The organism is Acinetobacter sp. YH12152, from assembly GCF_013418285.1.
Lineage (GTDB): Bacteria > Pseudomonadota > Gammaproteobacteria > Pseudomonadales > Moraxellaceae > Acinetobacter > Acinetobacter amyesii.
Genome location: NZ_VPCH01000006.1, coordinates 70,768 through 97,036, shown reverse-complemented (window position 1 = coordinate 97,036; position 26,269 = coordinate 70,768). Strand labels below are relative to the sequence as shown.

23 protein-coding genes and 1 pseudogene are annotated in these 26,269 nt (G+C 41.4%); 10 read left to right on the top strand and 14 right to left on the bottom strand.

The annotated features are described in order from the left end of the window. Nucleotides 1-191 precede the first annotated feature (191 nt). The 3 genes from yccS to FTU83_RS03750 all read left to right on the top strand — a co-directional run bounded on the left by yccS (nt 192) and on the right by FTU83_RS03750 (nt 3,369). The gene (gene yccS / locus FTU83_RS03760; protein ID WP_373685353.1) at nt 192-2,342 is read left to right on the top strand and encodes a YccS family putative transporter; all 2,151 of its coding nucleotides are present in this window, start codon (nt 192-194) and stop codon (nt 2,340-2,342) included. Between the two features lie 15 nt (nt 2,343-2,357). After that, nucleotides 2,358-2,927, top strand: a complete 570-nt coding sequence (locus FTU83_RS03755; protein WP_180105652.1) for a hypothetical protein — start codon at nt 2,358-2,360, stop codon at nt 2,925-2,927. Nucleotides 2,928-3,069: 142 nt separating this feature from the next. Beyond that, nucleotides 3,070-3,369, top strand: coding sequence for a DUF3817 domain-containing protein (locus FTU83_RS03750; RefSeq protein ID WP_180092516.1), 300 nt, complete (start codon nt 3,070-3,072; stop codon nt 3,367-3,369). A gap of 79 nt (nt 3,370-3,448) precedes the next feature. On the opposite strand, the gene FTU83_RS03745 is transcribed toward FTU83_RS03750, so the two are convergent. The 4 genes and pseudogenes from FTU83_RS03745 to FTU83_RS03730 form a co-directional block, all read right to left on the bottom strand. Then, nucleotides 3,449-4,678: an MFS transporter gene (locus FTU83_RS03745; protein ID WP_180105653.1), complete on the bottom strand. Its 1,230-nt coding sequence runs from the start codon at nt 4,676-4,678 to the stop codon at nt 3,449-3,451. Nucleotides 4,679-4,928: 250 nt separating this feature from the next. Continuing rightward, nucleotides 4,929-5,809, bottom strand: a pseudogene (locus FTU83_RS03740) (pirin family protein). Between the two features lie 344 nt (nt 5,810-6,153). Further along, a complete protein-coding gene (locus FTU83_RS03735; protein ID WP_078192499.1) occupies nt 6,154-6,525 on the bottom strand; it encodes a hypothetical protein in 372 nt (123 codons plus the stop codon). A gap of 190 nt (nt 6,526-6,715) precedes the next feature. Further along, a complete protein-coding gene (locus FTU83_RS03730; protein ID WP_180105654.1) occupies nt 6,716-8,125 on the bottom strand; it encodes an FAD-binding oxidoreductase in 1,410 nt (469 codons plus the stop codon). Between the two features lie 373 nt (nt 8,126-8,498). On the opposite strand from FTU83_RS03730, the gene serA reads away from it, so the two are divergent. The 3 genes from serA (at nt 8,499) to FTU83_RS03715 (ending at nt 11,829) form a co-directional block, all read left to right on the top strand. After that, nucleotides 8,499-9,731, top strand: a complete 1,233-nt coding sequence (gene serA, locus FTU83_RS03725) for a phosphoglycerate dehydrogenase (protein ID WP_078192852.1) — start codon at nt 8,499-8,501, stop codon at nt 9,729-9,731. A gap of 117 nt (nt 9,732-9,848) precedes the next feature. Beyond that, the gene (locus FTU83_RS03720; RefSeq protein ID WP_180105655.1) at nt 9,849-10,718 is read left to right on the top strand and encodes an EamA family transporter; all 870 of its coding nucleotides are present in this window, start codon (nt 9,849-9,851) and stop codon (nt 10,716-10,718) included. 241 nt (nt 10,719-10,959) lie between these two features. Next, nucleotides 10,960-11,829: a DMT family transporter gene (locus tag FTU83_RS03715; RefSeq protein WP_180008737.1), complete on the top strand. Its 870-nt coding sequence runs from the start codon at nt 10,960-10,962 to the stop codon at nt 11,827-11,829. Between the two features lie 143 nt (nt 11,830-11,972). Here FTU83_RS03715 and FTU83_RS03710 read toward each other — a convergent pair whose 3' ends face one another. The 3 genes from FTU83_RS03710 to truB form a co-directional block, all read right to left on the bottom strand. After that, on the bottom strand, nt 11,973-12,434 hold the full coding sequence (locus tag FTU83_RS03710) for a hemerythrin domain-containing protein (RefSeq protein ID WP_168378156.1): 462 nt from the start codon (nt 12,432-12,434) through the stop codon (nt 11,973-11,975). Nucleotides 12,435-12,559: 125 nt separating this feature from the next. Continuing rightward, complete coding sequence (locus FTU83_RS03705; protein ID WP_180008735.1) at nt 12,560-13,333, bottom strand: TSUP family transporter; 774 nt, start codon at nt 13,331-13,333, stop codon at nt 12,560-12,562. Between the two features lie 24 nt (nt 13,334-13,357). Next, nucleotides 13,358-14,266 carry a tRNA pseudouridine(55) synthase TruB gene (truB, locus tag FTU83_RS03700; protein ID WP_180105683.1) on the bottom strand — a complete coding sequence of 303 codons (909 nt, stop codon included), beginning with the start codon at nt 14,264-14,266 and terminating at the stop codon, nt 13,358-13,360. A 153-nt stretch (nt 14,267-14,419) separates the two neighbouring features. On the opposite strand from truB, the gene FTU83_RS03695 reads away from it, so the two are divergent. From FTU83_RS03695 to FTU83_RS03680, 4 genes are all read left to right on the top strand, one after another. Further along, a complete protein-coding gene (locus FTU83_RS03695) occupies nt 14,420-15,448 on the top strand; it encodes a lipase secretion chaperone (RefSeq protein WP_180105656.1) in 1,029 nt (342 codons plus the stop codon). 42 nt (nt 15,449-15,490) lie between these two features. Continuing rightward, nucleotides 15,491-16,471, top strand: a complete 981-nt coding sequence (locus FTU83_RS03690) for a triacylglycerol lipase (RefSeq protein WP_180105657.1) — start codon at nt 15,491-15,493, stop codon at nt 16,469-16,471. Between the two features lie 367 nt (nt 16,472-16,838). Next, entirely contained in the window at nt 16,839-17,849 is a 1,011-nt protein-coding gene (locus FTU83_RS03685; RefSeq protein WP_180105658.1) for a triacylglycerol lipase, read from the top strand. A 202-nt stretch (nt 17,850-18,051) separates the two neighbouring features. Continuing rightward, nucleotides 18,052-19,017 carry a triacylglycerol lipase gene (locus FTU83_RS03680; protein WP_078189349.1) on the top strand — a complete coding sequence of 322 codons (966 nt, stop codon included), beginning with the start codon at nt 18,052-18,054 and terminating at the stop codon, nt 19,015-19,017. Between the two features lie 61 nt (nt 19,018-19,078). Here FTU83_RS03680 and rplS read toward each other — a convergent pair whose 3' ends face one another. The 7 genes from rplS to FTU83_RS03645 form a co-directional block, all read right to left on the bottom strand. Continuing rightward, entirely contained in the window at nt 19,079-19,450 is a 372-nt protein-coding gene (rplS, locus tag FTU83_RS03675; protein ID WP_078189351.1) for a 50S ribosomal protein L19, read from the bottom strand. A gap of 138 nt (nt 19,451-19,588) precedes the next feature. Next, complete coding sequence (gene trmD, locus FTU83_RS03670) at nt 19,589-20,329, bottom strand: tRNA (guanosine(37)-N1)-methyltransferase TrmD (RefSeq protein ID WP_180105659.1); 741 nt, start codon at nt 20,327-20,329, stop codon at nt 19,589-19,591. 42 nt (nt 20,330-20,371) lie between these two features. Further along, a complete protein-coding gene (gene rimM / locus FTU83_RS03665) occupies nt 20,372-20,920 on the bottom strand; it encodes a ribosome maturation factor RimM (RefSeq protein WP_078189353.1) in 549 nt (182 codons plus the stop codon). A gap of 17 nt (nt 20,921-20,937) precedes the next feature. Next, complete coding sequence (gene rpsP, locus FTU83_RS03660; protein WP_078189354.1) at nt 20,938-21,195, bottom strand: 30S ribosomal protein S16; 258 nt, start codon at nt 21,193-21,195, stop codon at nt 20,938-20,940. Between the two features lie 144 nt (nt 21,196-21,339). Next, a complete protein-coding gene (locus FTU83_RS03655) occupies nt 21,340-21,798 on the bottom strand; it encodes a type IV pilin protein (RefSeq protein ID WP_180064839.1) in 459 nt (152 codons plus the stop codon). Then, nucleotides 21,792-22,328 (bottom strand): type IV pilin protein, encoded by a 537-nt coding sequence (locus FTU83_RS17595; protein ID WP_373683437.1) that lies wholly within the window; start codon nt 22,326-22,328, stop codon nt 21,792-21,794. Before FTU83_RS17595 ends, FTU83_RS03655 begins: the two co-directional genes overlap by 7 nt. 6 nt (nt 22,329-22,334) lie before the next feature. Continuing rightward, the gene (locus FTU83_RS03645; RefSeq protein ID WP_218945764.1) at nt 22,335-26,267 is read right to left on the bottom strand and encodes a PilC/PilY family type IV pilus protein; all 3,933 of its coding nucleotides are present in this window, start codon (nt 26,265-26,267) and stop codon (nt 22,335-22,337) included. Nucleotides 26,268-26,269 lie beyond the last annotated feature (2 nt).

The following is a 26,269-nucleotide window of genomic DNA, read 5'->3' as shown; positions in this document are numbered from 1 at the left end:
TTCATGTACTTATATTAACAATCAAAACTCAAGGAAAATAGTCCTTAGTTAAATCAAACGACACTTCATGTCGTGTCGCTTATATCTCTGACCTGAAGGACAGAGTTTTACGCTCCATTTGATAAAAATTGACAGTTCACAGAAAAAAGCTCAGTCTAATTTACAAAATCATTCGAATACTTCATAACTCTGTGAACACGCGACTCTCTTGGTTTCAACAGTTTCAATCCAGTGCAATCATTATGTATTGCTTGCAAATTTGTATTGTTTTGAGTGGCACCACGCTCGGATTATATTTTCTCGGTTTTCATAGTTTTATTGTGCCCGTCACCTTAGGTGCGATTGCTACCGCGCTCACCGACTTTGATGACCGACTCAGCATCCGACTGCGTAATTTGCTCTATGTCTGCGTACTCTTCTTTAGTGTCAGTAGTATTTTAGATTTTCTCTATCCTTATAAGCTGCTGTTTATCTTGTATCTTTCACTGTCCAGTGCAGGATTTATTTTATTAGGAGCTTTGGGGCAACGCTATGCCACGATTTCTTTTGGCACGATTTTACTATCGATCTACACCATGTTCGGCTTGGGCGAATATGACATCTGGTATTTTCAACCCAGTTGCTTTGTTCTAGGGGCCTTATGGTATGGCTTCACCTCAATTCTTTTTTACCTGATTAAACCCACCCTACCCGTACAGGACAATCTCTCGCGTTGTTTTTTACAAATCGCCGAAGTACTGAATGCAAAAGCACGCTTATTTGACCCAGATAATGTCAACAATGTGGAACATTTACTGTATGAATTATCACTCAAAAACAGTGATGTCATCCCGAGTTTAAACACCACCAAAGCTTCTTTACTCACCCGTTTAAAAGCCTCAAGAGCCAATAAAAACACCATCTACTGGCTGAATTTATATTTCTTGGCACAAGATATTCACGAACAGGCCAATGCGAATTATTTACACTATGAACAAATTCATCAAAATTTTAGCCGTACCGATTTAATTTTCCGTTTTCAAAAAAATATTCGATTACAGGCGCAGGCTTGCCAACAGTTGGCCTACTGTATATTGCATCGGCAGCCCTATCAGCCTGATCCCATTACTGCGCAAGCACTGGCACATTTGCATGCCTCTTTGCAGGAGTGGATGACCAACAATCCGCAAAATATAGAAGTAAAAAACCTACAGCTGATCTTGAGTAATTTGGACAGTGTACAAGAACGCTTTTCGCATGTTCAGGATTTAGATCATTCACAGCAACAGGCCTATCAGCAGCATATTGATAACCTCAATTTACTTGATGACGATATTCATGGGTGGCATGATTTATGGCTCAAACTGAAACAGCATTTGAGTCCCGAATCTGCCTTATTTCGCCATGCCGTTCGCATCGCTTTTGTCTTTGCGATGGGCTATGCCATTTCGCTATTGCCCTTTGCTAAAAATGGCTACTGGATATTATTGACCAGTTTATTTGTCTGTCAGATGCGTTATTTTGCGACCAAAAGTCGTTTAAAAATGCGGACATTGGGAACCATATTAGGGGTCTTACTTGGCATTCCTATTTTGTATTTTGTGCCGAGTGTCGAAGGTCAATTGCTACTGACGATTATTTTTGGCGTGTGCTTTTTCTATCTGAGTGCCAAAAAATATGCCATGGCGACCCTCATGGCAACCTTAATGGTCTTGCTGATTTTTAATTTGAAAGGCGCAGGTTATGCGGTCATTTTACCGCGTATCGTTGATACCCTACTCGGCTGTTTTATTGCATGGTTTGCGGTGAATGTGATCTGGCCAGATTGGGACTTTCGCAATATTTCCAAGACCATTCAAAAAAGCTCTGCTGCGACCCTGCATTATTTTGATGCCGTGGTTGAGCAATATCTCCATGGGAAAACCAATAGCATTGATTATCGGCGTGCCCGTCGTTCAGCCCATAATGCTCAAACTGAACTATCGAGCATGATTTCAAGTTTAAGTACCGAGCCTGAACCCGACCAAACTTTGATTCAACATGCTTTTCGCTATTTGGTCTATAGCCATAGTCAGCTCAGTTATATTTCGGCATTGGGGAGCCACCGTGAACAGGTACAAGACCAACAAGTCCTTGAACTGCTGCAATGGTGTCAAAGCACCTTAGACGAGGTCTTAATTCAGCAAAAACCGCTCAACCCTGAGAAAATTCAGCAAAAACTTTTCGAAATTCAAACATTCAGCACTGAAGAAATGCGGTCTAATCACCTGCAACTGGTGCTCAAGCAGATCAGTTTATTATTAGAAACATTAGCCGAACTGATTCAGCTTCGAACACAGCTGATTCAGGCAGAAATAAAATAGAATCATTTGAGACTCATGATGAAAATGCTTAGTTTAGATTTTAGACGCCTCATATTACCTATGATTGTGGCGACCTCATGTTTAGCTGCGTCTTCTGTTTTTGCAGCACCGACAGCACAAGATTTAAAGCGTATTCTGGAATGTCAGGCCGATTACGACACCTACCATGACACTTTACTCGACTATGAAAAGGTTCTAGGGCAATTGGGTTGGAAACGCCATGATGACCCACATCAACCGTTTATTTATATCTATAAAAATAAGCAGGCTGTAGAGTTTTTTGGCATGCCGACCCAAGAAATTGGCCTGTCTTCCAATGCAGTATTCGCAATCTATCGCCAAGCCGATGTGAAAAAACTTGCCCAAAAGTATGGCATTGAGCAGCATCCAATGTTTGCCAATATGCCGTTTTTCCGTGGTGAAAAAATCCTACGCACGGAAGCTGAAACGGATGATCTGCATGCCATCAATCACAAACTAAGCCTGTCTGAAATGACCGGAAAAAGCCCGATGATTTTACTCGGCTGTAACTATGAATTTGATCAGGGTTCGATTGAAGACGCCTTAGCGGATCTAGAAGATTAATCCGAGCAGATAACTCAGAATTAACTTAAAAAACATTTACTTAGATTCAATATGCGAATCAATTATTTCAACATGAACGCTTCGTTCCTGCTGTGCTTTCAGGTACACTCAAGACTGAAATCACTTTGAATTTAGACTTCGCATGAATATCAAGACCTTACGCTTTGTGGGCCTACTCGAAGGCATCTCCTTTTTATTATTGTTGTTCATTGCTATGCCAATGAAGTACCTGATGGATAATCCAATATTGGTCAAATACGTCGGTATGGGACATGGCGTCTTGTTTATTGCCTTCTTGGTGGTACTATTTGTGGTCTGTGAAAAGCAAAAATGGTCGCTTAGCGTATTTCTAATGGGCCTGATTGCATCGATTTTGCCTTTTGGCCCGTTCATTTTCGATCGCAAATTAAAAAATGCAGAACAACCCGCAGCATCAAATTAAGACGGTATACAGCAAATAAAAAAGCCCAATGTTGTTCTACACAGCATTGGGCTTTTTCTATGATGGCATGAACTCGAATTTAAAATTCACCCGACAATTGACGTTGTCGCATAATATCTCGCACCACCAAACGTGGTAGGCTGAACCACAAGATAATGAGGGTAAATCCTGCCAAACTATAGGCCCAAAGGCCAAAGTTTTCATACAGTACACGTACGATTTCAATCACGGCAAAGAACGTCAGCATCATGATCACAGACACTGCCGCAGCCACTGTGCCCTTCGACATTTCAGACGACATTAAGGCAAAACGATAGAGCACAGAAAAGCTAATCCCTTCACCAAAACTGACCAAACTCATACCAAGAATGAGCAATGTCAGAAAATAACTTTCAGTCATCGTCCCAATCACCACAAGGCTCGTCCCGAGTAACATCAACGGTAGCCCGATCATCGCAGACTGACCTAGAGGCAATTTGTCGATGATTTTAATCAGGACAATATTGCCGATGATCAGCCCGCCCAAAACAGGAAACTGTGCCATGCCGTATTGCATACTACTCAGTCCAAGCTGCTCCACCAATATGACCGGAGATAGCGCAATCCACAGCATCAGTGGCATTGCCACCATCGGTAGACCCAGTGTCAGCGCCAAAAAGCGTTTGTTTTTTAACACCTGTTTAAAGTCATCAATGATATAGCCCACCGGTTGCTTTGGAATGCTGATGTGCTGAGTCGGCATCTTGGCTTTTAAACCAAACCAACTCAGAAAAGATAGAAATGCGATTCCAATAAAGCCCCAATGCCATGACACGTGATCAATCATAAAGGCACCGAGGACGGGACCGATCAGTGGCGCCAGTAGTGAAATATTCGCCATGATCGCCATGACTTTGATGGCATCACGCTCTTCAAAAGTTTCCTGAACAGCAGCATAGCCCACGGCAGAAATGACCGACAAACCAAAACCTTGTAAAAAACGCAACGTTAAAAAGCTTTCGATATTATGCGTGAGCAATATCGCTAGACAGCATAAGCTAAAGAATGCCACACCACCCAACAGGACTTTTTTACGGCCTAATCGGTCTGACAATGGCCCTAATATCGCAGCGACACAAGCACCTCCCAATAAGTAAAATGACATCGACGAGGGTGCCCATGCACTACTCACACCAAACTCTTGGGTAATCGCAAGCATGGCGGGTTGCACTAAGTCGTTTCCGATATAGACAGAAAATTCAAATAAAACCAGTGCCAAGGGAAACATTAAGGTGGCACGACTTAATTTTGTGGTTTGTACGTTTTGCATTGTTATCTACATATCAAATGTGTGCTGTCGAGCTTGAAATGACAAATAGGGAGAGACACTTCAGCCCAATGACGAGCACTGTAATATTAATTTTAAAAATGAATTTGCGGCGTATCCGCCATATGTGCGTCGTATTCACAAGACGCTAGATAGAGATAAAATGAACTTCAACGAACCGATCTGTCGGTTTGAGTCCGACTATTTTAACAGTGTTTGCTGGCGTTGTATTGGTCTTTTTATCTAGCCACTTTTATGGCTTTTCATTGTCTGCTTTTTGGATAAAGCGACCTTGTTTTAGGTCCTCATAGGCTTGCATGACTTCTGCAAAATGATTCATCACAAAATAACCTCGCCCATAGATGGGTTCATTTAAAGGCTGCGCCGATAAATACAACATGTGGCTATCTTCAACTGCCGTCAATTCGACATTTTCACCTTGGCTCGACATAACTGCCATATGCTGTGCATTTAATAGTTCATCCGTTTCATTAAATTTCAGTTTGCCTGAGCGTAAATACACAAGCGTGGTATCCCTTCCTGTGCAGGTAGTGTGATACTTTGATTGGCACTGACAAAGACATCAAATACTTGCATGGGTGTATGTGTCTCTGCGGGGCCGTGGGCCGTTAAATATTGCCCTGCAATGATCCGTATATAACCGGCATCTTGGGCTAAATTGACCTTTGGAATACTGGCTTTGGTTAAGCTCTGATAGCGTGCAGGATTCATTTTATCTTTAGCAGGTAAATTGACCCACAATTGCAATATTTCAAATGCTCCGCCCCGCTGTGCAAAGGCTTGGCTAAAAACTTCTTCGTGTTGTATGCCTGAAGCAGCAGTCATCCACTGTACATCTCCCTCACCAATGACACCACCGCCGCCAGTCGTATCATGATGTTCAAGTTCACCTTTAAACACCAAGGTGACGGTTTCAAAGCCTCGATGTGGGTGTTCCAGCACACCTTTTTTCAGTTGGGTTGGTTTCAGCACCCCAGGCCCTAAATGGTCGAGTAATAAAAATGGCGAAACAGTATTGCCCAATTCATAATGGGAAAAAACTGAAGTCACTGGAGCAAAGTCACCGACAGGTGTGCCTGAATCATTGACGTGAATAAAAGCGAGGGTTTTCATCATACAATTGAAATCTGATCATGATTTGAATTCGGTTCAATATTATTAAAAACTATACGAACTCACGAGAAAATTTTTAGGATTGAATATTCTATGTTTAGGATGAAAATTAAGATACGCGGAAACTCATCCGCAACTGTCCGAGTCAGGACACATTCAATATGTAAAGTTTCTGCGACCTACACAATTGAAGATGGTATTTGACGAGTTTTGCGGATGAAAGATGGTTTTGCTACTTTTGCCGAAACAAAAGTAGATACGAGCTCCAATCATCGAATTTAAAATGAAAGGACCCCGTCATGCTGAATATTTAATAAGAAATTTAGACCTTAACTTTTTATAATTTAAGGACACTTCGCCGATTGGAAAGTCTTGGTATTTTTACCACGTTGGCACTGATATTCCTTTTGTGTATTTACACGCTGCCAGTCACCATCCACCAATCTAAAACTATAAATAGTACGAATTGATTTCACCGAATCATCCATCAAACCTGTTTCAGTCACTTTCACCTGTCCCGCATTTGGCGACTCAACACGGTTAAAGTACTGACGAATTTCCACAGTCGACAACTCTTTACGCAAATCAGGACGTTCTTTTAATACCTGATCGAGTGGTGTAGCAGAAGAACCGACTTTAGACACAATTTTCTGCGTTGTCGCACAACCCGCCAACATCCCCACACACAATGCAGACACAGCAATTAAACGATACATAGAACCAACTCAAATTTATTATTCAGACCTATCATGCCGAACATTTGTCCAAAACACTATTTAAGCAATGTAAAAGAAGTACCCCATTCCAAAAATCAATGTGTGGTCTCTCATCCATACGCGGCTAAAAAGGCGTGCTATAGCCAAAAAAAACGCATCCGAAGATGCGTTTTCAATCGTCTTTAAAAAATTAAAGATCGAACAATTTACCTGGGTTCATAATTGCATTTGGATCGAATACTTTTTTCAATGCTTTCATATATTCGATTTCTTCTGCTGAACGTGTGTAATCGAGGTAAGGCTTCTTAGTCATACCCACGCCATGTTCTGCAGAAATTGAACCGTCATATTTTTTCACGGTTTCAAATACGTATTTGTTTACCACTTGGCATTTTGTAAAGAATTCATCTTTACTTAAATCCGCAGGTTTCAAAATATTTAAGTGCAAGTTACCGTCACCAATATGACCGAACCAGCAAATTTCAAAGTTTGGGTAGTTCGCTTCCACAATTGCATCAATTTCTTTAATAAATGCAGGCACATGTGTAATCAGAACAGAGATGTCATTTTTGTATGGAGTGAACGGTGCGATTGACTCTGAAATGTCTTCACGTAAACGCCATAAGCTGTGTACTTGGTCTAAGCTTTGGCTCATCACGCCATCCAGTACCCAACCTTGTTCCATGCAATGTTCAAAGATTTCCATTGCCGCATCCATGATTGGTTCAAATGGTGCTTCAAACTCAAGTAATACATAGAATGGACATGGTGTTTCAAACGGACGTTGTACATGGCCATTGTCCAATACTTTTTGCATTGCAAGCTCACCAAAGAACTCAAATGCAGTCAGGTCGATTTTCTTTTGGAAGGCATGTAGAACAGGCATAATCGCATCAAAATCAGGCACACCGAGAACCAACACTTGTAAGTCATGGGGTTGACGTTCAAGTTTGATTTCAGCTTCAGTCACTAAACCTAGCGTACCTTCACCACCAATAAATAAGTGTTGAAGCGCATAACCCGTCGCATTTTTGATCATGCCTTTGTTCAAGCGCAGGATGTCACCTTTACCAGTAACCACAGTCATGCCCAACACCCAGTTACGAGTCATGCCGTATTTAATCACTTTAATACCACCCGCATTGGTACCAATGTTGCCGCCAATTTGAGATGAACCTGAAGATGCAAAATCAACTGGATAGTACATGCCTTGTTCTTCAGCATAGTTCTGAAGTTGTTCAGTCACTACACCTGCTTGTACGCGAACCATACGGTCAGCTGGAAAGAATTCCAAGATTTGATTCATCTTGTCCATGCTCACCACGATTTCACCGTTAGCAGCCACAGCACCTGCTGATAAACCTGTACGACCGCCACTTGGGGTAATCGCGACATTAAATTGGTTTGCCAGCTTAACAATTTGTTGAACTTGCTCTGTGCTTGAAGGGAAAACGACGACCGACGGGTTTGGATCGAAGTGCTTAGTATGGTCACGACCCCAATTTTGGAGACTATCCGCATCTGTTTTAATACGGCTTTCGCCAACAATAGCGGTCAATTGGGTCAATAACTCTGGGGTTAAAGCGACTGGAGCATTCATCGTTTTCAGACCTTGCAAGAAGTAAACAAGTTTTTTTAAAGGTCCAGACTTCATTCAGTCAAAACTGCGGTAACGCATATTTCAAGGGAAAAAGCCTGAAACAGAGCGCATCAAAATGTCAGGGAATTGGTCATGATGATTTTGAGCGGCACCATTATAAGCTATAACTGGGCTTTTTTTGACAAAACCCAAAGAAAAACGTGATTTCAAAATGTCACGAGGAATATGACCAAGTTAATTAGACCAAATCTAAAAAATATTGACTCATCATTCGCCAAAATAGCCATGACGTCGGTCATAAAGGAAATGTATATCAGGCGACTTCCTATGCTATTATATGCGCACTAAATTTGGCCTTTGTAGCGGAGCCGTAATGAGCCAACATCTTTCTTTACCTAAAGATAAAATTCGTTTCTTGTTGTTAGAAGGCGTTCACCAAAACGCAATCGACACTCTAAATGCTGCTGGATACACCAACATTGACTACCGTAAAACTGCGCTTGAGGGTGAAGCGTTGAAAGAAGCGGTTAAAGATGCTCACTTCATTGGTATTCGTTCACGTACTCAATTAACTGAAGAAGTTTTTGAAGCGGCGAACAAACTGATTGCTGTGGGTTGTTTCTGTATCGGTACAAACCAAGTGAACTTAAATGCTGCAATGATTCGCGGTATTCCTGTATTTAACGCACCATACTCAAATACTCGTTCAGTTGCTGAACTAGTACTTGCTGAAGCGATTCTATTACTTCGTGGTGTTCCTGCAAAATCTGCTTCAACTCACCGTGGTGGTTGGAACAAGTCTGCAGTCGGTTCATTTGAAACTCGTGGTAAAACTTTAGGTATTGTTGGTTACGGTTCGATTGGCTCGCAACTTTCTGTACTTGCTGAAAGTTTAGGTATGCACGTAATTTATTACGATGCAGTGACTAAGCTTCCGATGGGTAATGCACGTCAAGTCGGTTCTATGGGTGAACTTCTTGCCAATGCAGACGTCGTATCTCTACACGTTCCAGACGTTCCATCAACTCGCAACTTCTTCGGCAAAGACCAATTTGCTCAAATGAAAGAAGGCGCAATCTTCCTCAATGCTGCACGTGGTACATGTGTCATCATTGAAGATCTTGCTGATGCAATCAAATCTGGTCATATTGCTGGTGCGGCTGTAGACGTATTCCCTAAAGAACCAAAAGCAAACGGTGAAGAATTCGTTTCTCCACTTCGTGGCTTAGACAACGTGATTTTGACTCCTCACGTGGGTGGTTCAACAATGGAAGCGCAAGCGAACATCGGTCTTGAAGTTGCTGAAAAATTCGTTGCTTACTCTGATAAAGGTATGACTTTATCTGCAGTGAACTTCCCAGAAATCGCGTTACCGTTGACTGAAGGTAAACACCGTTTACTTCACATCCACAAAAACGTGCCGGGCGTTCTTTCAAAAATCAACAACTTGTTTGCTGAACACGGTATCAACATCTCTGGTCAGTCTTTAATGACTAAAGGTGATGTGGGTTATCTTGTGATGGACGTTGACGCAACTGCTTCTAAAGAAGCATTGGATACACTTCACGAAGTTGAAGGTACGATCCGAGTTCGCGTATTGTTCTAATCACCTTAGACACTGAAGCCACAGCCTTCGGGCTGTGGTTTTTTTATTGTAATAAACTTTTAAAATCTGGCTAGTGCCACTCTCCCGCTCTTCGAGTCATCGAAACAAATTTAGTTTATGCCAAATTTTAAAGTTGCACCGGCTGTCCAAGCACCGCTGATCTTGCTTATTGCCATGATCAGCATGCAAAGCAGCGGTTCATTTGCCAAATATCTTTTCGGTCAATTTCCCATACTGACCGTTTCGGCCATGCGTTTAATGCTAGGCGCTTTGATTTTGGCGATTATTTTTAAAGTTTGGCAGATCAATTTTAAACAAGTGAAATGGTCGTCGATCCTCAGCTATGGCTGTGCCTTAGCAGGGATGAATGTATTATTTTACTTGTCGATTGATCGTCTCCCGCTCGGCATTGCCGTCTCTTTTGAATTTATTGGCCCGCTCAGTGTCGCACTATTTGCTGCACGCCGAAAATTTGACTTTATTTGGGTCGGACTGGCTATTTTAGGCCTTATCCTACTTTTTCCTTTTGACCAAGCTGCACAACGACTTGATCCTGTTGGCATTGCCTTCGCTCTTGGCGCAGGTGCCTGCTGGGCACTCTATATCGTGGCAGGTCAGAAACCCTCTGGCGTTTCAGGCAACCATACGGTTTGTTTAGGTATGTTTGTCGGCATGTGTATGCTCATGCCGATTGCATTATTTGCAGGGATTCCTGCACATGCCTTTGAACCGATGAGCCTCCTCTATTTTCTTGCTTTAGCCACTTTGGCCAGCGCCATCCCCTTTAGCTTAGAAATGATTGCACTCCGCAATTTAACGGCGCTCAGTTTCGGAACGCTTATGAGCCTAGAACCTGCAATTGCAGCACTCTCTGGTTTTGTCTTTTTAAATGAACAATTACTTTGGACCCAGTGGTTAGCCCTTGCTGTCATTATCTGTGCCTCGATTGGGTGTACCTATACCACGCAAAAAGCCAAAGCCATTTAAATTCAAAATATGTTCCCATGACAATGGATGAACTACATGAATCTCAGACTCAATTTTTTGAATTCAAATTGAATCATGACGTGCTCAGTCCTGCTCTTACATCAGCCGAGCCATAGAATTTTAAATTCAAAATCCATCATGATTTGATCAAATGTTAAAATTCACTCAATTGTCAGCATTACCCGCTATACTGTACTGATTCAAAAATAGGGCTTAACACCGCCCAACAACTGTGTGCCACATGCCAAATTCACAACTTCTTGCTGTTGTTTTCATGGTGCTCTCCATGATCTCCTATCAGATCAGTGCTTCCTTTGCCAAACAACTGTTTTTGGTACTAGACCCACTGAGCGTGACCATTTTAAGGCTGTGTTTTGCCTCGATTATTATTTGTTTGATGTTTCGCTCTTGGCACATTTTAAAACGACTTTCATTTTTAAAATGGCGTGATTTACTCTGCTATAGCGCAGCCCTGTGCCTCATGAATGTCTTATTCTATATGTCACTGGGCAAACTCCCTCAAGGCATTGCCGTTGGACTGGAGTTTATTGGGCCGCTAGGTTTGGCGCTGCTGTCGATAAAAAATCGTAGCGACTATATCTGGGTGTTTTTGGCGATCTTAGGGATTGCGTTGATGGTGCCTTGGGGACAGGCTCAAAGCGGCAATTTCTCACTGATTGGTGCAGCTTGTGCATTGGCTGCCGGACTCTGTTGGGCCTTTTATATTTATTTCGGGCAAAAAGTGGTACACCAAAATATTGGCATGCATGCACTGACCATTGCCATTAGTTTATCGGCATTGACCTTATTACCTATCGGCCTCTATAACAACGCAGCAGCTTTAATGGACACACAATATTGGCCTAAAGCACTGTTGATTGCCATTTTAGCCACAGCGATTCCCTATGCCCTAGACCTCAAAGCCTTAAAGATTCTAAGCAAGCTAAGCTATGGCACATTGTCGAGTATCTCACCTGCTTTGGCAGCTATTACGGGTATGGTTTTATTGGGAGAACGTATCGGCATGTGGCAATGGATCGCACTGCTGTGTATTATGCTCGCCTCAGTCGGGGTGACGATGCGTTCCTCTAAATCGGAAACAGCCAACTAAATTTTTAAAGGCAAAATAGTTAAATAAAAATGGCGGGATTGCCGCCATTTTTCAACACCTTGTCTAAGAACTCCTACATCTAAGCTTTTAAATACAAGGCTTTTAAATACAAGGTTCGAAAAAGTCTAGCTTCTATAAAGGACTTAACCAGTCAGGCTGTCTTTATCTGCTTTTTTATATTTTTTATACTCGGCTAAGTATTGTTTAGCCAAAGCTTCTTTTTGCTTATCATCCAATATTTTACCGGCTTGTTGAAAGAAACCGTGTTCCTCTTCCTGTAAATGATGATGCACAGTTTCTGAAAGTTTTTTGGCAATGGCCAGCCAGCCCGGATTGCTAAATTCAGTCTCAGTCAACTGCTCTAAAAGTTCGTCCATTTCATGATGTTCAGCCAAGGCATGACGGGTAATATTCAGCCCCGAATCGGTCATCATTAAAGGAATATAAAAATATCGGTCTTCCCCGACAGCATGCGCGAATAATTCATTTTTAAGTCGGTCAAACAAATCCCGACGTTCTGGACTATCACCAGAAGTTTGTACTAATTGTTCTGCAAGCGCTCTTTGTTGTTCATGACTTTGACGTAAAGCTTCAAAAATATTCATTCTGATGATGCCCTCTGATGCTTAGCGATAGCTGAGTATTTTTTTAATTCAGCAAAATAAAGTGCTTCATTTTTATACTAAACATATCCGCATCAGAATACAGCGCAGCTCTGTTAAGTTTTGTTTTAAGCTTGTCCCGTAAAGGTTTGATACCCTAGCCGTACAATCAAAATACTCACCAAAATCAAAAATAGAATTCGAATAAAGCCACTGCCGTATTTAATCGCCGCACGTACACCAACGATCGAGCCTAATATATTCGCCACAGCCATCATTAAGCCTATAGCAAATAACACATGGCCTGTGGGCGCAAAAAAACTCAATGCAGCCAAATTGGTGGTTAAGTTAGCCACTTTAGACAAAGCAGAGGCATGTAAAAAGTCGGCTTGTAGATAACGAATAAAAAAGAAGATAAAGAAACTGCCCGTGCCTGGCCCAAAGATGCCGTCATAAAAGCCAATCACCAAACTACCAAGAGCGGCAAGACCGAGAATTTTAGGGGTCAGTTCTTGGCGTACATGCACCTGACCAAATTGTTTTTTGGCAAAGGTATAGATCGCAATCACGATCAACATGACCAAAACAAAAGGCCGTAAGACTTCTTTTGGAATCATCGATACACAAGCTGCGCCCACAAAGGAGGCAACGAATGCACAACTTGCAATGACCGCAAGTAATTTCCAACGTAGTTTAACTTGGCGTAAAAAGGAATAGGACGCTGAAGCCGTACCAAAGATCGAAGACAACTTATTGGTGCCAAACACCGTCGCCGGAGATAAGTGCGGCATGGCATTCATAATGGCTGGAATTTGAATTAATCCTCCGCCCCCCACTGCTGCATCAATTGCACCGGCAAAAAATGCAAAAAATAAGAGGCTTAAAATAATTTCAATGTCCATAAGAACTCTTCAATGCTGTATCAGCTACTCTAGATTTAACACACGCTTAGGCACCAAACGTTTACGGTCTGTAATTTCAGCCAGCCCTAAACAACGCTCACCTTCAAATACCAAGACCTGCGCTTCTGCCTCATGTTCAATATTACTTTCCATGCCACGACTGAAATATTCTGCACGCCCTTCTGGCGCTTGCACTTTGCAGAAATGATCGACGGGTGAATACACCGGCAGCAATAATGCTTCACGCTCCGCTTCGGTCAAGCTTTCCAAATATTCAATGGTGTAAGTTGGATTGAGGTCAAAATGCCCTGTTTGCGTACGGTGTAGATAGGTCAAATGTCCAAAAGTACCCAATGCTTTGGCAATATCTTCGCCTAAAACACGAATATATGTGCCTTTGGAACAGGTGATGTCGAGTGTAATACTATTCTCATTAAATGATAATAACTCGATGGCATAAATCGAAATTGGACGTGCTTCACGCTCTATTTCTATGCCTTTACGCGCCAACTCGTACAGCGGGCGACCTTCTTTTTTCAGCGCAGAATACATCGGTGGAATTTGTTGAATATCCCCTACAAATTGCGCCAAGACATTTTGAATATTTTCTTCAGTCAATGTTGGAACAGCTTGCTCTAATAGTATTTCACCTTCCACATCACCCGTCGTGGTACTGTGTCCTAAAAAGACCGTGGTTTTATAACGTTTAGTCGAATCCAATAAAAAATGCGAAAACTTTGTTGCTTCACCTAAGCAAATCGGCAATAAACCTGAGGCTAATGGATCTAGCGCACCTGTATGTCCTGCTTTTTGTGCTCGATACAACCAACGCACTTTTTGTAATGCAGCATTCGAGCTAATGCCCAAAGGCTTATTTAATAAAAATACACCATGTACTGGACGACGCTGAATCTTAGGAGAAGCTTTTTTCATGACTAAAATAGGGCAAAAAGAGAACTGCGCCATGGTATCAATCCATGCTAAGCGTTTACAACTTTTCTATGTTTTTATCATTCTTTTATGTCATATTGAGTTCACATTTAGAACTCATAAAACAATTAAAACGGAATAAAGGTGCATTGGGATATGCAAAAAAATAAACTCTGGCTGATTTTAGCCATTGTGGTTATTGCGGCAGCCGCATTCATGTATTGGCTTGCGCCAAAAACATCACAAAATGATCCTTCAGATCAATCGATTCAACAACAAAATACGCCTTTAGCTCAGGGCGAAAATGCTACAGCACAAGCCACAAGCGGTTCTTCACTGCTCAGTCCAAGTCAACAAGACACGGAAGTTAACTGTCAAATCAGTATGGATGGTTCAAACCACCTGATCGTGAACGAACAAACACGGAATTGTTTTGAATATTTCATCACTCAATATGGTGAAAAGTCGATAGATCAAATCAAAAAGGATTTTAAAGCCTACATTGCACAAGGTCATAAAGAACCGGCGCTGTCCCAAATTTATGATTTGTGGGATCGCTATATGAAATATCGTGAACAATTAGGTAATTTACAGCCACCAAGTGACGACAAAGAATCTCCACAATATTATCGCTCGATCTACAGCAGCACACAGAATTTAAGAAAACAGTTCTTTTCTGATTATGAAATTGAAGGTTTATTTGGCAAGGAAAATACCTATCACGAATACACGCTGAAACGCATGGAAGTGGTGAATGACAAAAAACTGTCTGAGTCTGAAAAAGCCAAAAAACTAAAAGCCCTGTTTGATGAACTCCCAGAAGACTGGAAAGAAAATCTGGAACAAATCAATAAACTTGAAGATTTACGTAAGCTCACAGCAGACATTAAAGCCCGTGGTGGTTCAAGCGAAGAAATCCATCAAATGCGGTTAAATTTAGTGGGTCCAGAAGCTACTCAGCGCCTTGAAAATCTAGACAGCCAGCGCAGCTCTTGGAAATCTAGCGTAAATCAATACCTCACAGAGCGTGACAGCATTGTGAAAAGCAATATGAGTGACAGTGCGAAACAACAAGCGGTGCAGCAACTCCGTAATCAACATTTTAAATCGAAGGAAGATCAGCTCCGCGTCAGTACCTTTGAATCTGTGCATGATCAAGGTGGAAAATTACCTTTCGCAGAATAACTGCAAACAACAATTTAAAAACAACTTCAATTTCAGGATGAAATGATGAAAAAACCACAAGCTCTTTTATGCGCAATCATCGCTGCATCAGCAGTGATCTCCAGCACACAATCCCAAGCGGCGCCAGGACTCCAACATGTCACCGCCAACAGCTCGGCAAACTATGCCAAGACCAAATATCCGATTGTGTTTACCCATGGTATGTTCGGGTTTACTCGCATTGGTTTTGACAGCTTTGGCATGGATTATTTTTATCAAATTTTGCCAGATTTAGCTCGTAATGGGGCCAATACCTTTGCTGCCCAAGTTTCTCCGCTAGAGTCGACAGAAGTTCGTGGTGAACAGCTCCTGAGCCAAGTCGAAGAAGTCCTTGCCCTGACGGGTCAACCTAAAGTGAACCTCATTGGTCATTCACATGGTGGGCCAACAACGCGTTATATTGCAGCGATCAAACCTGAGTATGTAGCATCAGTGACTGGTGTTGCAGGAACATACCGAGGTTCTTTAGTCGCAGATAAAATTCAAGCCAACAAAACCATAGACTCAATCTTTGGCATACTTGGAGATCAACTTTTAGCACCTATTATTACTTGGGCTGAGGGCAACTCTAGTCTACCTAACAGTGTTGATGCATCACTTACCGCGATCAGTGAAAAAGGTTCGGCTGAATTTAATGCAAAATTTCCGACCGCAGCACTAGCAGCGAACTGTAATCAATCGGGTGCCAAAGTCGACAATGGCGTGTATTACTACTCATGGACGGGTACAGCGCAAACCACGAATGTATTAGATGTATTAGATACGGTCATTAGTCAGCTTGCCCCTTTGGTCTATGGAAATCGTGACAATGACGGTTTGGTTGGACGCTGTAGTACTCACATCGGACAAGTAATCCGTGACGACTACAATCACAACCACTTAGATGAAGTAAATATGGTCTTTGGTCTACGCAGCCTATTTTCACCTGACCCAGTTGCGCTCTACCGCCAACATGCCAATCGTTTAAAATTACAGGGTCTGTAACCTCAAAAGTTGGTTCCCTTTCAGCACTGAAAAGGACGTCTTTGGACGTCCTTTTTTGTTTACAATGTTTTTATTTGTAAGTATTAAACAAGCTAATTCAATAAGTTATTAAATCATAACAACTAAAATAAATAGCAAAAATAAAAGACGAATGTATATAAATATACTTGTCACCTCAACGCCGCCCATGTCCTAAAATGACATGGAATTTCAAACCGAGCATGAAAAAATGACAAGGCATCTTTGTCTATTCAAACTCTCTAAAATCAAAGATATGGCCTAGCCAATCACAAAGATGTTGCTTAAAAACAGAGAGTATTTTCGTTATTAAAAAGTAATAAAAACAACATCAGATCAAGGAACATTTATGCGATCTTTAGTAAACACGGCCAAGATGGCCTCTGTAGCTGCAGTTGCAGGCTTAGCGATGAGTATATCGGCAAGCACTCAAGCTGCGCCTAGCGTCCTCCAGGTGAAGGAAACGGTAAAATCTGACTACGCAAAAACCAAATATCCAATTTTAATGGTGCATGGTTGGCTCGGTTGGTCACGTATCGGTACCGACACCATCGGACTAGATTATTGGTACCAAATCTTGCCAGATATGGCACGAAATGGCTCAACCGTATTCGCAGCGCAATTATCTCCTGCAAACACCACAGCACATCGTGGCGAGCAGTTAATTGCACAAGTTGAAGATGTTTTGGCTATTACAGGGAAGCCAAAACTTAACTTAATCGGTCACTCTCATGGCGGCCCAACTGTATTGTATGTTGCTCAAACAAAACCACAGTACATTGCGTCTATTACAGGTGTTGCAGGAACCTATCACGGCTCTAAAGTAGCGGATGATATTCAAGGCAACTCACTTTCTCGCACTGCCTTTAATATTTTAGGTGACTATATTGTCGGCCCACTGATTGCTTTAGGTCAGGCAAAACCTGAGCTTGAAATTGATTTCGATGCTTCTATGAAATCATTATCACAAACAGGTTCTGCTGCATTTAACAGTACGGTTGCAAAATCTGCTGTAGCTGACGGTGTTTTGGCATCTTCAGAAAATTGCAGCAAAAACTTAAAGCAAGTCGACAGCAAAGGCATTCAGTACTATTCATGGACCGGTGTTGCACAAACCACGAATCTACTTGATATCGATACGATCCTGATGCAACTCGGACCATTGTCTTACGGCAATAAAGACAATGACGGTATGGTTGCACGTTGTAGTGCTTATATCGGTAAAGTCATTAATGACAGTTACAAACTTAACCATACCGATTTAGCCAATATGATGTTCGGCTTAACAGGTCTATTTGCACAAGATCCTGTTGCGCTGTACCGTCAACATGCAAACCGTTTAAAACTGCAAGGACTTTAATTCTTATCGTTGAAATTTAAATGCAATAAGGGGGCTTCGGCCCTCTTATTTGCTTTTATCAATCTGAAAATTCGTGATCTTTTATTTTGTTACATTTAGCGTCACAGTTAATCTTTTTCAATTTGCAACAGGTGATCTTTATTGCTTTATTAGAAGTGACAATAAATATTGTCATAAAACAATAATACATTGAGGATCGCTCATGAAATACGGACCATTTTTAGCAGGTTTAATTGCAGCTACGTTCATCGGTAATGTATCTGCCTCGCAAGCAACCCAAGTCACCGCCAAAGCTAGTTCTAGCTATGCAAAGACCAAATATCCAATCGTATTTAACCATGGTATGGGTGGTTTTATTACCGTTGGTACGGACTCATTTGGACTCGACTATTGGTATCAAATCCTTCCTGATCTTGCTCGAAATGGTGCAAATGTTTGGGCAACTCGCGTATCGCCTTTTAACTCTACCGAAGTGCGTGGCGAACAGCTTCTACAACAAGTCCTTGAAATCCGAGCACTCACTGGTGCAGATAAAGTGAATTTAATTGGACATAGCCATGGTGGACCAACGATTCGTTATGTTGCCGGTGTTCGCCCAGATGTCGTGGCTTCATTAACCAGTGTTGCAGGACCTCATCAAGGCTCCCCTGTTGCAGACTTAATTTTAAAAGCTGAAGGCACCGCTGTGGAAGCACCCTTGGTTGGAGCTGTGAATTTTGTCTCTAAAGCCATCGTTTGGGCGCAAGGTCTAGATCCAAAGACTTACCCTCATGACGCATTGGCAGGTGGTTCAAGTTTAACGCTAGCGGGTTCTGCAAAGTACAATGCCGCATTCCCTCTGGGCTTGCCTAAATCCAATTGTGCTGATGGCAATAGCGTGGAAAAAGGCATTTATAACTATTCATTTACAGGTGTGGGCCAAATCACCAATATTTTAGATTTAGACTCAGCCCTAAAAGTGACCGCATTACTGATCGATGGCGGAAAAGACAATGATGGCCTCGTATCACGCTGTAGTGCCAAATTTGGTAAAACCATTCGTGACAACTACAACTGGAACCATTTAGATGAAGTCAACCAAGTGCTTGGTCTCAAAGCGCTATTTGCACCAGATCCTGTCGATGTCTATCGTCAACATGCAAACCGCCTAAAATCTCAAGGTTTATAATTTTCTTTCTCGCATAAAAAATGCGCCAAAAGGCGCATTTTTTACAGCGTTGTAAAACAAATTATTTTGCTTTACGAGCTGGTAATTTTTCACGAATACGTGCAGCTTTACCAGACAATTCACGTAGGTAGTAAAGTTTAGCACGACGAACGTCACCTCGACGTTTCACTTCGATACCAGCAACGATTGGTGAGTGAGTTTGGAATACACGCTCAACACCGAAACCGCTAGAAATTTTACGTACTGTGAACGCAGAGTTCAAACCACGATTTTTCTTAGCAATTACAACACCTTCAAATGCCTGAAGACGTTCACGCTCACCTTCTTTTACTTTAACTTGAACAACTACTGTGTCACCAGGAGCAAAAGCAGGGATGTCTTGTTTCAACTGTGCATTTTCAACAGCTTGTACTAAAGGATGTTTACCGCTCATGGGGTATCTCCGATTATGCGAGTTAGAAGAGGTCTAATCATCGCTGGGGCTAGAGGCTAAAGCGCATAGACCCGATTGACTTTCCCTTTATGCTTGACCGCTTCAATGCATAAAGAGCCTAATATAAGATTTAAAAAATTAAACCTTGGAATCTTTTAGCCATTTCTTTTGCTGCTTGGTCAATTCAACTTTTTCAACCAACTCAGGTCGGCGTTCTAAAGTGCGTTGATATCGCTGCAAAAACCGCCATTTCTCAATATTGGCATGATGTCCTGATTTTAATACTTCAGGAACATCTAAACCTTCAAAATGGTCTGGCTTGGTATATTGTGGGCAATCTAAAAGACCATCCACAAATGAGTCTTGCACATGTGATTGTTCATCAGACATTGCACCCGGAAGTCTCCGAATCACACTATCCAATAAAACCATCGCAGGGAGTTCACCACCAGATAAAACGTAATCGCCTATTGACCATTCCTGATCAACATATTGTTGGATCAAACGCTCATCTACACCTTCATAACGACCACACAATACAATCAAACCATCATATTTGACGAAATCTTGTACCGCAGGTTCATTTAAGGTTTTTCCTTGCGGCGACATATACACCACAGGGACATGAACAGCACCCGCTTGCTTGGCAAGCTCTTTGGCATGATGAATTGCTTTCGCTAATGGCTCAGCCATCATCACCATACCTGGACCACCACCAAATGGACGTTCATCCACTCTTTTGTAGTTGCCCTCAGCAAATTCACGTGGATTGATACAATGAACTTGCACAATGTCACGTTTTGCTGCGCGCCCGCTAATACCGTAGGCTGTAATCGCTTCAAACATTTCAGGAAAAAGCGTAATGACTGCAAAAAACATCGCAGACTCCTCTATTTTCCTGCTGCGTCAATCCTTAAAGGATTAATAATCTACGCCCCAATTTACGTAGATACGACCAGCTTCGAGATCAACACGCTGTACCACATCTTTATGCCATGGAATCATTCGCTCTTCGCTATCGACGCTGTCAGCAGTAGCGCGAACTACCATCACGTCGTTAGCACCTGTTTCAAACAATTCGTGGATTTGACCGAGGTTGACTTCTTGTTCATCTTCACCCAGACCTAACACTGTTAAGCCCTTCAAATCTGACCAGTAGTACTCGTCCACGCCTGCTTGAGGCAGTTGCGATTTAGAGATCCAGATATTTGCGCCAACCAAGTTATCTGCCGCGGTACGATCACTCACACCTTTTAGCGAAACAACCAAGCCTTTGCCATGTGGTTTCCAACGTTTTACATCTACTGTTTGCCAACCTGCTTTGGTCTCAATGTACCAAGGGAGGTAGTCAAAAATATTGCTCATAGGTTCTGTATTGGAATAGACCCAGAGCCACCCATTTAATCCATATGCTGAACGTAGCTGTCCAATCTGAATACGATCTTCGGGAACATTCTGTGTTGGTGTCATGGGTAACCTACTACTAATTAAGCAGTAGCTGCAGCTTTCTTAGCTTCAGCAGCTAAAGAAGCAACACGTTCTGAAGGTTGAGCACCTTGTGAAACCCAGTGAGCAAAACGGTCAGCATCTAAACGAAGTTTTTCTGCTTTACCTTGAGCTGTAGGGTTGAAGAAACCAATACGTTCGATGAAACGACCGTCACGTGCATTACGGCTATCAGTCACAATGATTTGATAGAACGGACGTTTTTTAGCACCACCGCGTGCAAGACGAATAACAACCATGATAGAACCTTATAGTTTTTACGGATTATCCCTGTACCGACCATCGATACATTTCAAACCCCTTTCATAGAGGGCAATATTTTACGTGAAATTTGCCCTGAATGAAAGATCAAAAAGTGTTTATCCACAATTTTGAATTTGAGGTTATTTGCCGTCCCAATTAGAGGTAGCTGATGGGATACATGGTGTGCCAGAATTTTTGTCAGAGCCTTTAGTCCAACAACGCTCCCCTCGGGAGTTTAAAACCAGATGTCCATTACCCGATTGTTGCTGCCCATCTACTGGTGTCGCAGTTAAAACCCATGCATCGCCCGTCATTACTCCATTTTCAGAGGGAGTAATGACTAAATTATAAAGTGTCTGACCATTACGGGGTAAGATACTTGGAACGTTTAAATTAGCAATACTCACACCATTAAGACTGTAATTATTAACTTTAAAGTTAATTAAGTTTCTTGATACTTCCAATATTTCTGCTTGAGCTGCAACCCTTTTTGTCTTTTGTGTATATTCTTGGTAGCTAGGATATGCAAAAGCAGCTAAGACGCCAACAATAGCAACAGCTATCATTAATTCGACCAACGTAAAACCACGATTTACCATTGCTCAGCTCCATCACCACAACCCGTACGACTAACTAAATTTGCTTTATTTTTACACTTATTACCTTCGCTCGTAAGCAAAAAGTTAAAACTCTTATCTTTTACAAGTGAGTTAGACGAATTTTTCGTTACAACAATCGCCCAGTGTTGAGCTAAACCCAGCGTATCAGTATCAGGATCATTACAGGAAGCATCAACTAAAACTTGATTATTTGCACCATTATCAACCAAGTTTAATGTGAACTGCACATCTGCACCCACAGTATTAATTGGATAGTTAATAGCCGTTAAATTATCTACTGTACCACCATAGTAATCCTGTAAATCAAAGCATTTATAAGTAAAATTTTTTGCCTTATGCTTTTCCAGAAGAGTGGAAATTTTAAGCATCTCTTGTGTTACACCAGCCTCTGCTGCTCTACGAACGTAGGCTTGATAACTTGGAAAAGCTATAGCTGCAATAATAGAAATAATTATAATAACAACCATTAATTCTATTAATGTAAAACCACGATTAAAAATTATCTTCACGTGTTCCTACCTTTTCTCAAACCAACGTGTTGGATTTAGCACACGATTACATTGCCAAGTACCTATACCAGCAGTATTTGTAGATAAAGTAAAATTACCGCAACTGTTTCCAGAGCCGCTAGAATCTCCTTTGTTAGCCAATGCTAACCCCTGAATCCCTTTGCCAACAACATTTGAATTTTTGTATTCACCACCTACCAATTGAACTCTGAACCCAGATTTTTTTTCTTGAGCAGAGTCAATAGCTCCTGCTGTCGTTATGCAAACACCAAAAGGCAAACAGTACTGCTGGCGATCTGTTTCACCAATGACACGTGGTAAGCATGGATCTTGAGGACTAATACCAGTACCTTCTGGATCATACACAGGTATAAACAAATTATTTCCAATTGCAATCGGTTCCTCAAATGCTTTTAAACCACCAGATTGTCTAAATGTATTATTCGCCAATTCGCCTGCTTCTGTAGTATCCCAACTCCAAGACAGTGAGCGATACCATCCCTGCTTATGCGTTGTTGCATTAAAAAACTTGCTATAGATTGTTTCGTTACCAGAAATACTATTTTGTGGATTCTGAAGTAAATCAGCCAGTGTCAAGTCACGCGTCTTTAAGCGGTTCTTACTTGGTAAAGCTTCCTCTGTAGTAGCAGATGTATAATCGCCAGTAAGTGCTCTATTCGTGATCAAATCTTTATTAATAAAGTCCAAATCAAACAAACCATAAACTTTATTGGTCGGACGGTTTGCTAAAGCTACTAGTGGACTTAAACCATCTCGCCCTTTAACAGGAGCAACATCTAATGGCGTACTGCGATCTCCAGAAGCAGCACCAACCAAAATAAATGTTTTGCCATCCTCATCATGGATTGTCAAAGTCACTGGTTCATATAACCGTGGGTTATCACCATTCGTTATTGCTGCCCCTGCTGATGTAGTTGCTAAATTCGCCAATCTAACGGTACGAACACCGAAATTCGAATATGTGGTAGCACCACTAGATGTACTTTTGGTTTGATAGTTATCCATATCAACACGGAAAACCTGGCCACCTAAATCACCAAAGTACAAATGATCCACATAACCATCGCCGTCTCGGTCTAAAGTACTAATACGTGAAACAATACTATGTTTTAAATTAGGATTATTCGCATCAGAGCCAGTGTTACTTACCCAAAATAAACGCTTTCCAGTTTCAGCATCAACTACATAAACAGCATTACCTTTTGCCTCTGTTTTATTACAGGTATCAACAACATTTCCAGCAGGATCTTTTAGTTGATATTCTGAAGGATTAGCTACACCTAATTTAAAACGTGGATATTCATAACACGCATCATATCCACCGCCAACAACCATCGCCCGAGTCGGCACACCTTTATAACGAATATTAATTAATACAGGTTTAGACCAAGACTGCCCCATTCTAGTGTAATTTAATTGATCTGTTCCTATTCTAAATTTAAGCTTCGGCGCACTGGTATCGAGTACATCTAAGGCATAATAGCTAGACCCCCCCATTCTTAACCCGCCAAAAACATTCATTTTAGTTGCTTTAATCTGCGCATTTGGATAAGTCCCTTCTGTTCTGTATTCAGAATCAACTATCCATGGTGAATCAACTCCATGTGCAGGTGCTGGTGTACCTGAACCTGCTTTAACTAAAGCATTAGAAGAAATTTGGTTATTTAATATCTCTGTTGGCAAGAACACCATTTGTTCCTCACCAGTTGCTCCATCAACAATATGCAAACCACCTTCCATCGAACCATACAAAACAGATTGCTTACGTGGTTTTAATATTGTTTTGTCTGGAAGCTCAATATCACTTGTTGCCAACTCGCCTGACTCTGTTACAGTGCCTGAATATGTCATTTGTACTGGAAATGAATGAATAATTCCTCCCATTGAAAAATATGGAGAACCTTCATAACTCACTTCCGAATCTGACGGTATAGCTTCCAAAGCAGTGTCTACTTTAAAACCAATGTAATTTAATAGTTTTAATCTAAGTGCTATTGGAAAATCTTTTAGAATCTCTTGACTCTTAAAGCGATCTAAAATTGTACTTTTCGAACTGGTTGTTCCAGCTGATAATTTAGGTACCTGTAGCAGTGGTTGAGGTTCATCATAATCACCATTACTTTTTAAAGTAGATAAAGCCGTAACCTTACTAGCATCTGCACGTGCAGCATCTGTAAATACTTTTCTAGACTTTGCAGTGCTTGATGCAATTGGAACTGGCATCATTTCATAGGCGCCGCCTACGTTAATTGTTCCACCATCATTTTGAGTCCGCGCACCCCATAAATTTTTTGTTGCTGTTTCAAAATCACCTTTCGTATCAAAAATATTAGTTGTCCCATCAACCAACACGCCGTTTTTAAGACTATATTTTTTTAAGTTACCAACCCATGCCAATAAACTTGGCTGCGCAGGATTTGGCTCTAACATACGGAGGTAACCTACGTTTTGTAATCCATTCGGGTTCAACGCATCGACAGGTACAGAAATTGTTCCTGTCGGTAAAGGCGCTAATGGATCGGTTCCTAGATTATCGATAAAGTTTAAAACACTTGTTGTTATATCATTTGCAGAGTTTGCTGTATAAAATCCACCATTGCCGTAGCCTTCTACATGGTTTGCATATGCGGCCGTATTTTTAGTTAAACCATCTGCCTGATAGTGCGAGCACACATCTCCTTTCGGGTTGGACCCTAATCGGCAAGCATTCTTTACATCATCACTACTTAAGCTATTAAAACTACCACTATATCCAACAAAAGCTGTTTGGATTTTTACACCTGCTGGATTCACCCCAGAATATAATCGTTTAGCAAACTCTCCCATACACTTCCATGCACCACCAGAATCACCACCTGTTAATGGGTTAGAAAGATTCCCAGAATTCACATTACAAGAGAAATTTGGAACACTTGTATTTAGGAGTGGGTTCGCCATGGCATTGATCATTTGTTTTTCAGCATTTGCATCTGATGATGAATTAGGGACACCATCAGATAAAACATAGACCCCTTGTCCATCACACGTAACACGCTTATCTATGGCAGGCAGAGGCGAATTATAGTGTTGCACACCATCAGTCGTTATTTTTCCAACGGAATTCGCCATCCCAGAATATGATGAAGAGTTGGTAGGAACTGTTTGTTTAATTGTTCCATTTTTTATGAAATAGTAGCGAACACCATTATAGACCTCACTAAAATCAGAGCTTATTCTATCAAACTCACTACCGCTAATTTCTGTCCACTTATCACAACCATAGTAGTTATAACCATCAACGGTATCGATATTTGTTAAGTATTTATCACATTTATAATATCTATAACCATAACCCGACGCATAGGTTCTTGCAAGATTTTGATTATAAACAATTATATCTTTTTCTATATTATAATTATCAGTTCGCGTCCCCATCAAGTATGAAGCCGCTTCAGTATAACCATGTGCCGTTGGCGTTCCCCCAACAACAGATATAGCATTAACAGCTGCCAGCATATCGCGTCGCTGTTGTGAGTCAAACACCCCCTTTGTCTTAGTTGACGGACCTAACTTCTTCGCCTCCACTAAAATTTTACCCCTCATATATTGGGCGTCTGCGCTATTACTATTACCATCGCCAGGATATTTACCCAAACCAATCACTACATTTTCTAATTTCGGATCATTACTATTTAAAACTGCCCTCAACCCATCTTTTAGAGCTTCAATTCTTTTCGGATTCGAAGAAGTAACATTTGAATATTGGCCTGACATCCCCCAAGCCATACTACCTGAAACATCGACCATCATTACAATAGTTTTCTGCCCTGCAGTAGGCATTGCATAAATTTGCAAATCACTCGCCTGTGTGACACCACTGCACATCAGTGCTGTCAAAGAAGCACTAAGCACAGTCATTTGAATTTTTTTAAGTTGCATAA

Bases quoted from the DNA above. Each gene is read 5' to 3' on its own strand.
- trmD (WP_180105659.1), bottom strand. From the start codon at position 20,329: ATGTTTTTTGCAGTCATTACGCTTTTTCCTGAAATGTTTGAAGCGATT.
- FTU83_RS03745 (WP_180105653.1), bottom strand. From the start codon at position 4,678: ATGCAAAACGTACAAACCACAAAATTAAGTCGTGCCACCTTAATGTTT.
- FTU83_RS03695 (WP_180105656.1), top strand. From the start codon at position 14,420: ATGCAAAAAAATAAACTCTGGCTGATTTTAGCCATTGTGGTTATTGCG.
- serA (WP_078192852.1), top strand. From the start codon at position 8,499: ATGAGCCAACATCTTTCTTTACCTAAAGATAAAATTCGTTTCTTGTTG.
- truB (WP_180105683.1), bottom strand. From the start codon at position 14,266: ATGAAAAAAGCTTCTCCTAAGATTCAGCGTCGTCCAGTACATGGTGTA.
- FTU83_RS03735 (WP_078192499.1), bottom strand. From the start codon at position 6,525: ATGTATCGTTTAATTGCTGTGTCTGCATTGTGTGTGGGGATGTTGGCG.
- FTU83_RS03680 (WP_078189349.1), top strand. From the start codon at position 18,052: ATGAAATACGGACCATTTTTAGCAGGTTTAATTGCAGCTACGTTCATC.
- rimM (WP_078189353.1), bottom strand. From the start codon at position 20,920: ATGACACCAACACAGAATGTTCCCGAAGATCGTATTCAGATTGGACAG.
- FTU83_RS03715 (WP_180008737.1), top strand. From the start codon at position 10,960: ATGCCAAATTCACAACTTCTTGCTGTTGTTTTCATGGTGCTCTCCATG.
- FTU83_RS03685 (WP_180105658.1), top strand. From the start codon at position 16,839: ATGCGATCTTTAGTAAACACGGCCAAGATGGCCTCTGTAGCTGCAGTT.
- rplS (WP_078189351.1), bottom strand. From the start codon at position 19,450: ATGAGCGGTAAACATCCTTTAGTACAAGCTGTTGAAAATGCACAGTTG.
- FTU83_RS03755 (WP_180105652.1), top strand. From the start codon at position 2,358: ATGATGAAAATGCTTAGTTTAGATTTTAGACGCCTCATATTACCTATG.
- FTU83_RS03690 (WP_180105657.1), top strand. From the start codon at position 15,491: ATGATGAAAAAACCACAAGCTCTTTTATGCGCAATCATCGCTGCATCA.
- FTU83_RS03730 (WP_180105654.1), bottom strand. From the start codon at position 8,125: ATGAATGCTCCAGTCGCTTTAACCCCAGAGTTATTGACCCAATTGACC.
- FTU83_RS03655 (WP_180064839.1), bottom strand. From the start codon at position 21,798: ATGGTAAATCGTGGTTTTACGTTGGTCGAATTAATGATAGCTGTTGCT.
- FTU83_RS03705 (WP_180008735.1), bottom strand. From the start codon at position 13,333: ATGGACATTGAAATTATTTTAAGCCTCTTATTTTTTGCATTTTTTGCC.
- rpsP (WP_078189354.1), bottom strand. From the start codon at position 21,195: ATGGTTGTTATTCGTCTTGCACGCGGTGGTGCTAAAAAACGTCCGTTC.
- FTU83_RS03750 (WP_180092516.1), top strand. From the start codon at position 3,070: ATGAATATCAAGACCTTACGCTTTGTGGGCCTACTCGAAGGCATCTCC.
- FTU83_RS03710 (WP_168378156.1), bottom strand. From the start codon at position 12,434: ATGAATATTTTTGAAGCTTTACGTCAAAGTCATGAACAACAAAGAGCG.
- FTU83_RS03720 (WP_180105655.1), top strand. From the start codon at position 9,849: ATGCCAAATTTTAAAGTTGCACCGGCTGTCCAAGCACCGCTGATCTTG.
- FTU83_RS03645 (WP_218945764.1), bottom strand. From the start codon at position 26,267: ATGCAACTTAAAAAAATTCAAATGACTGTGCTTAGTGCTTCTTTGACA.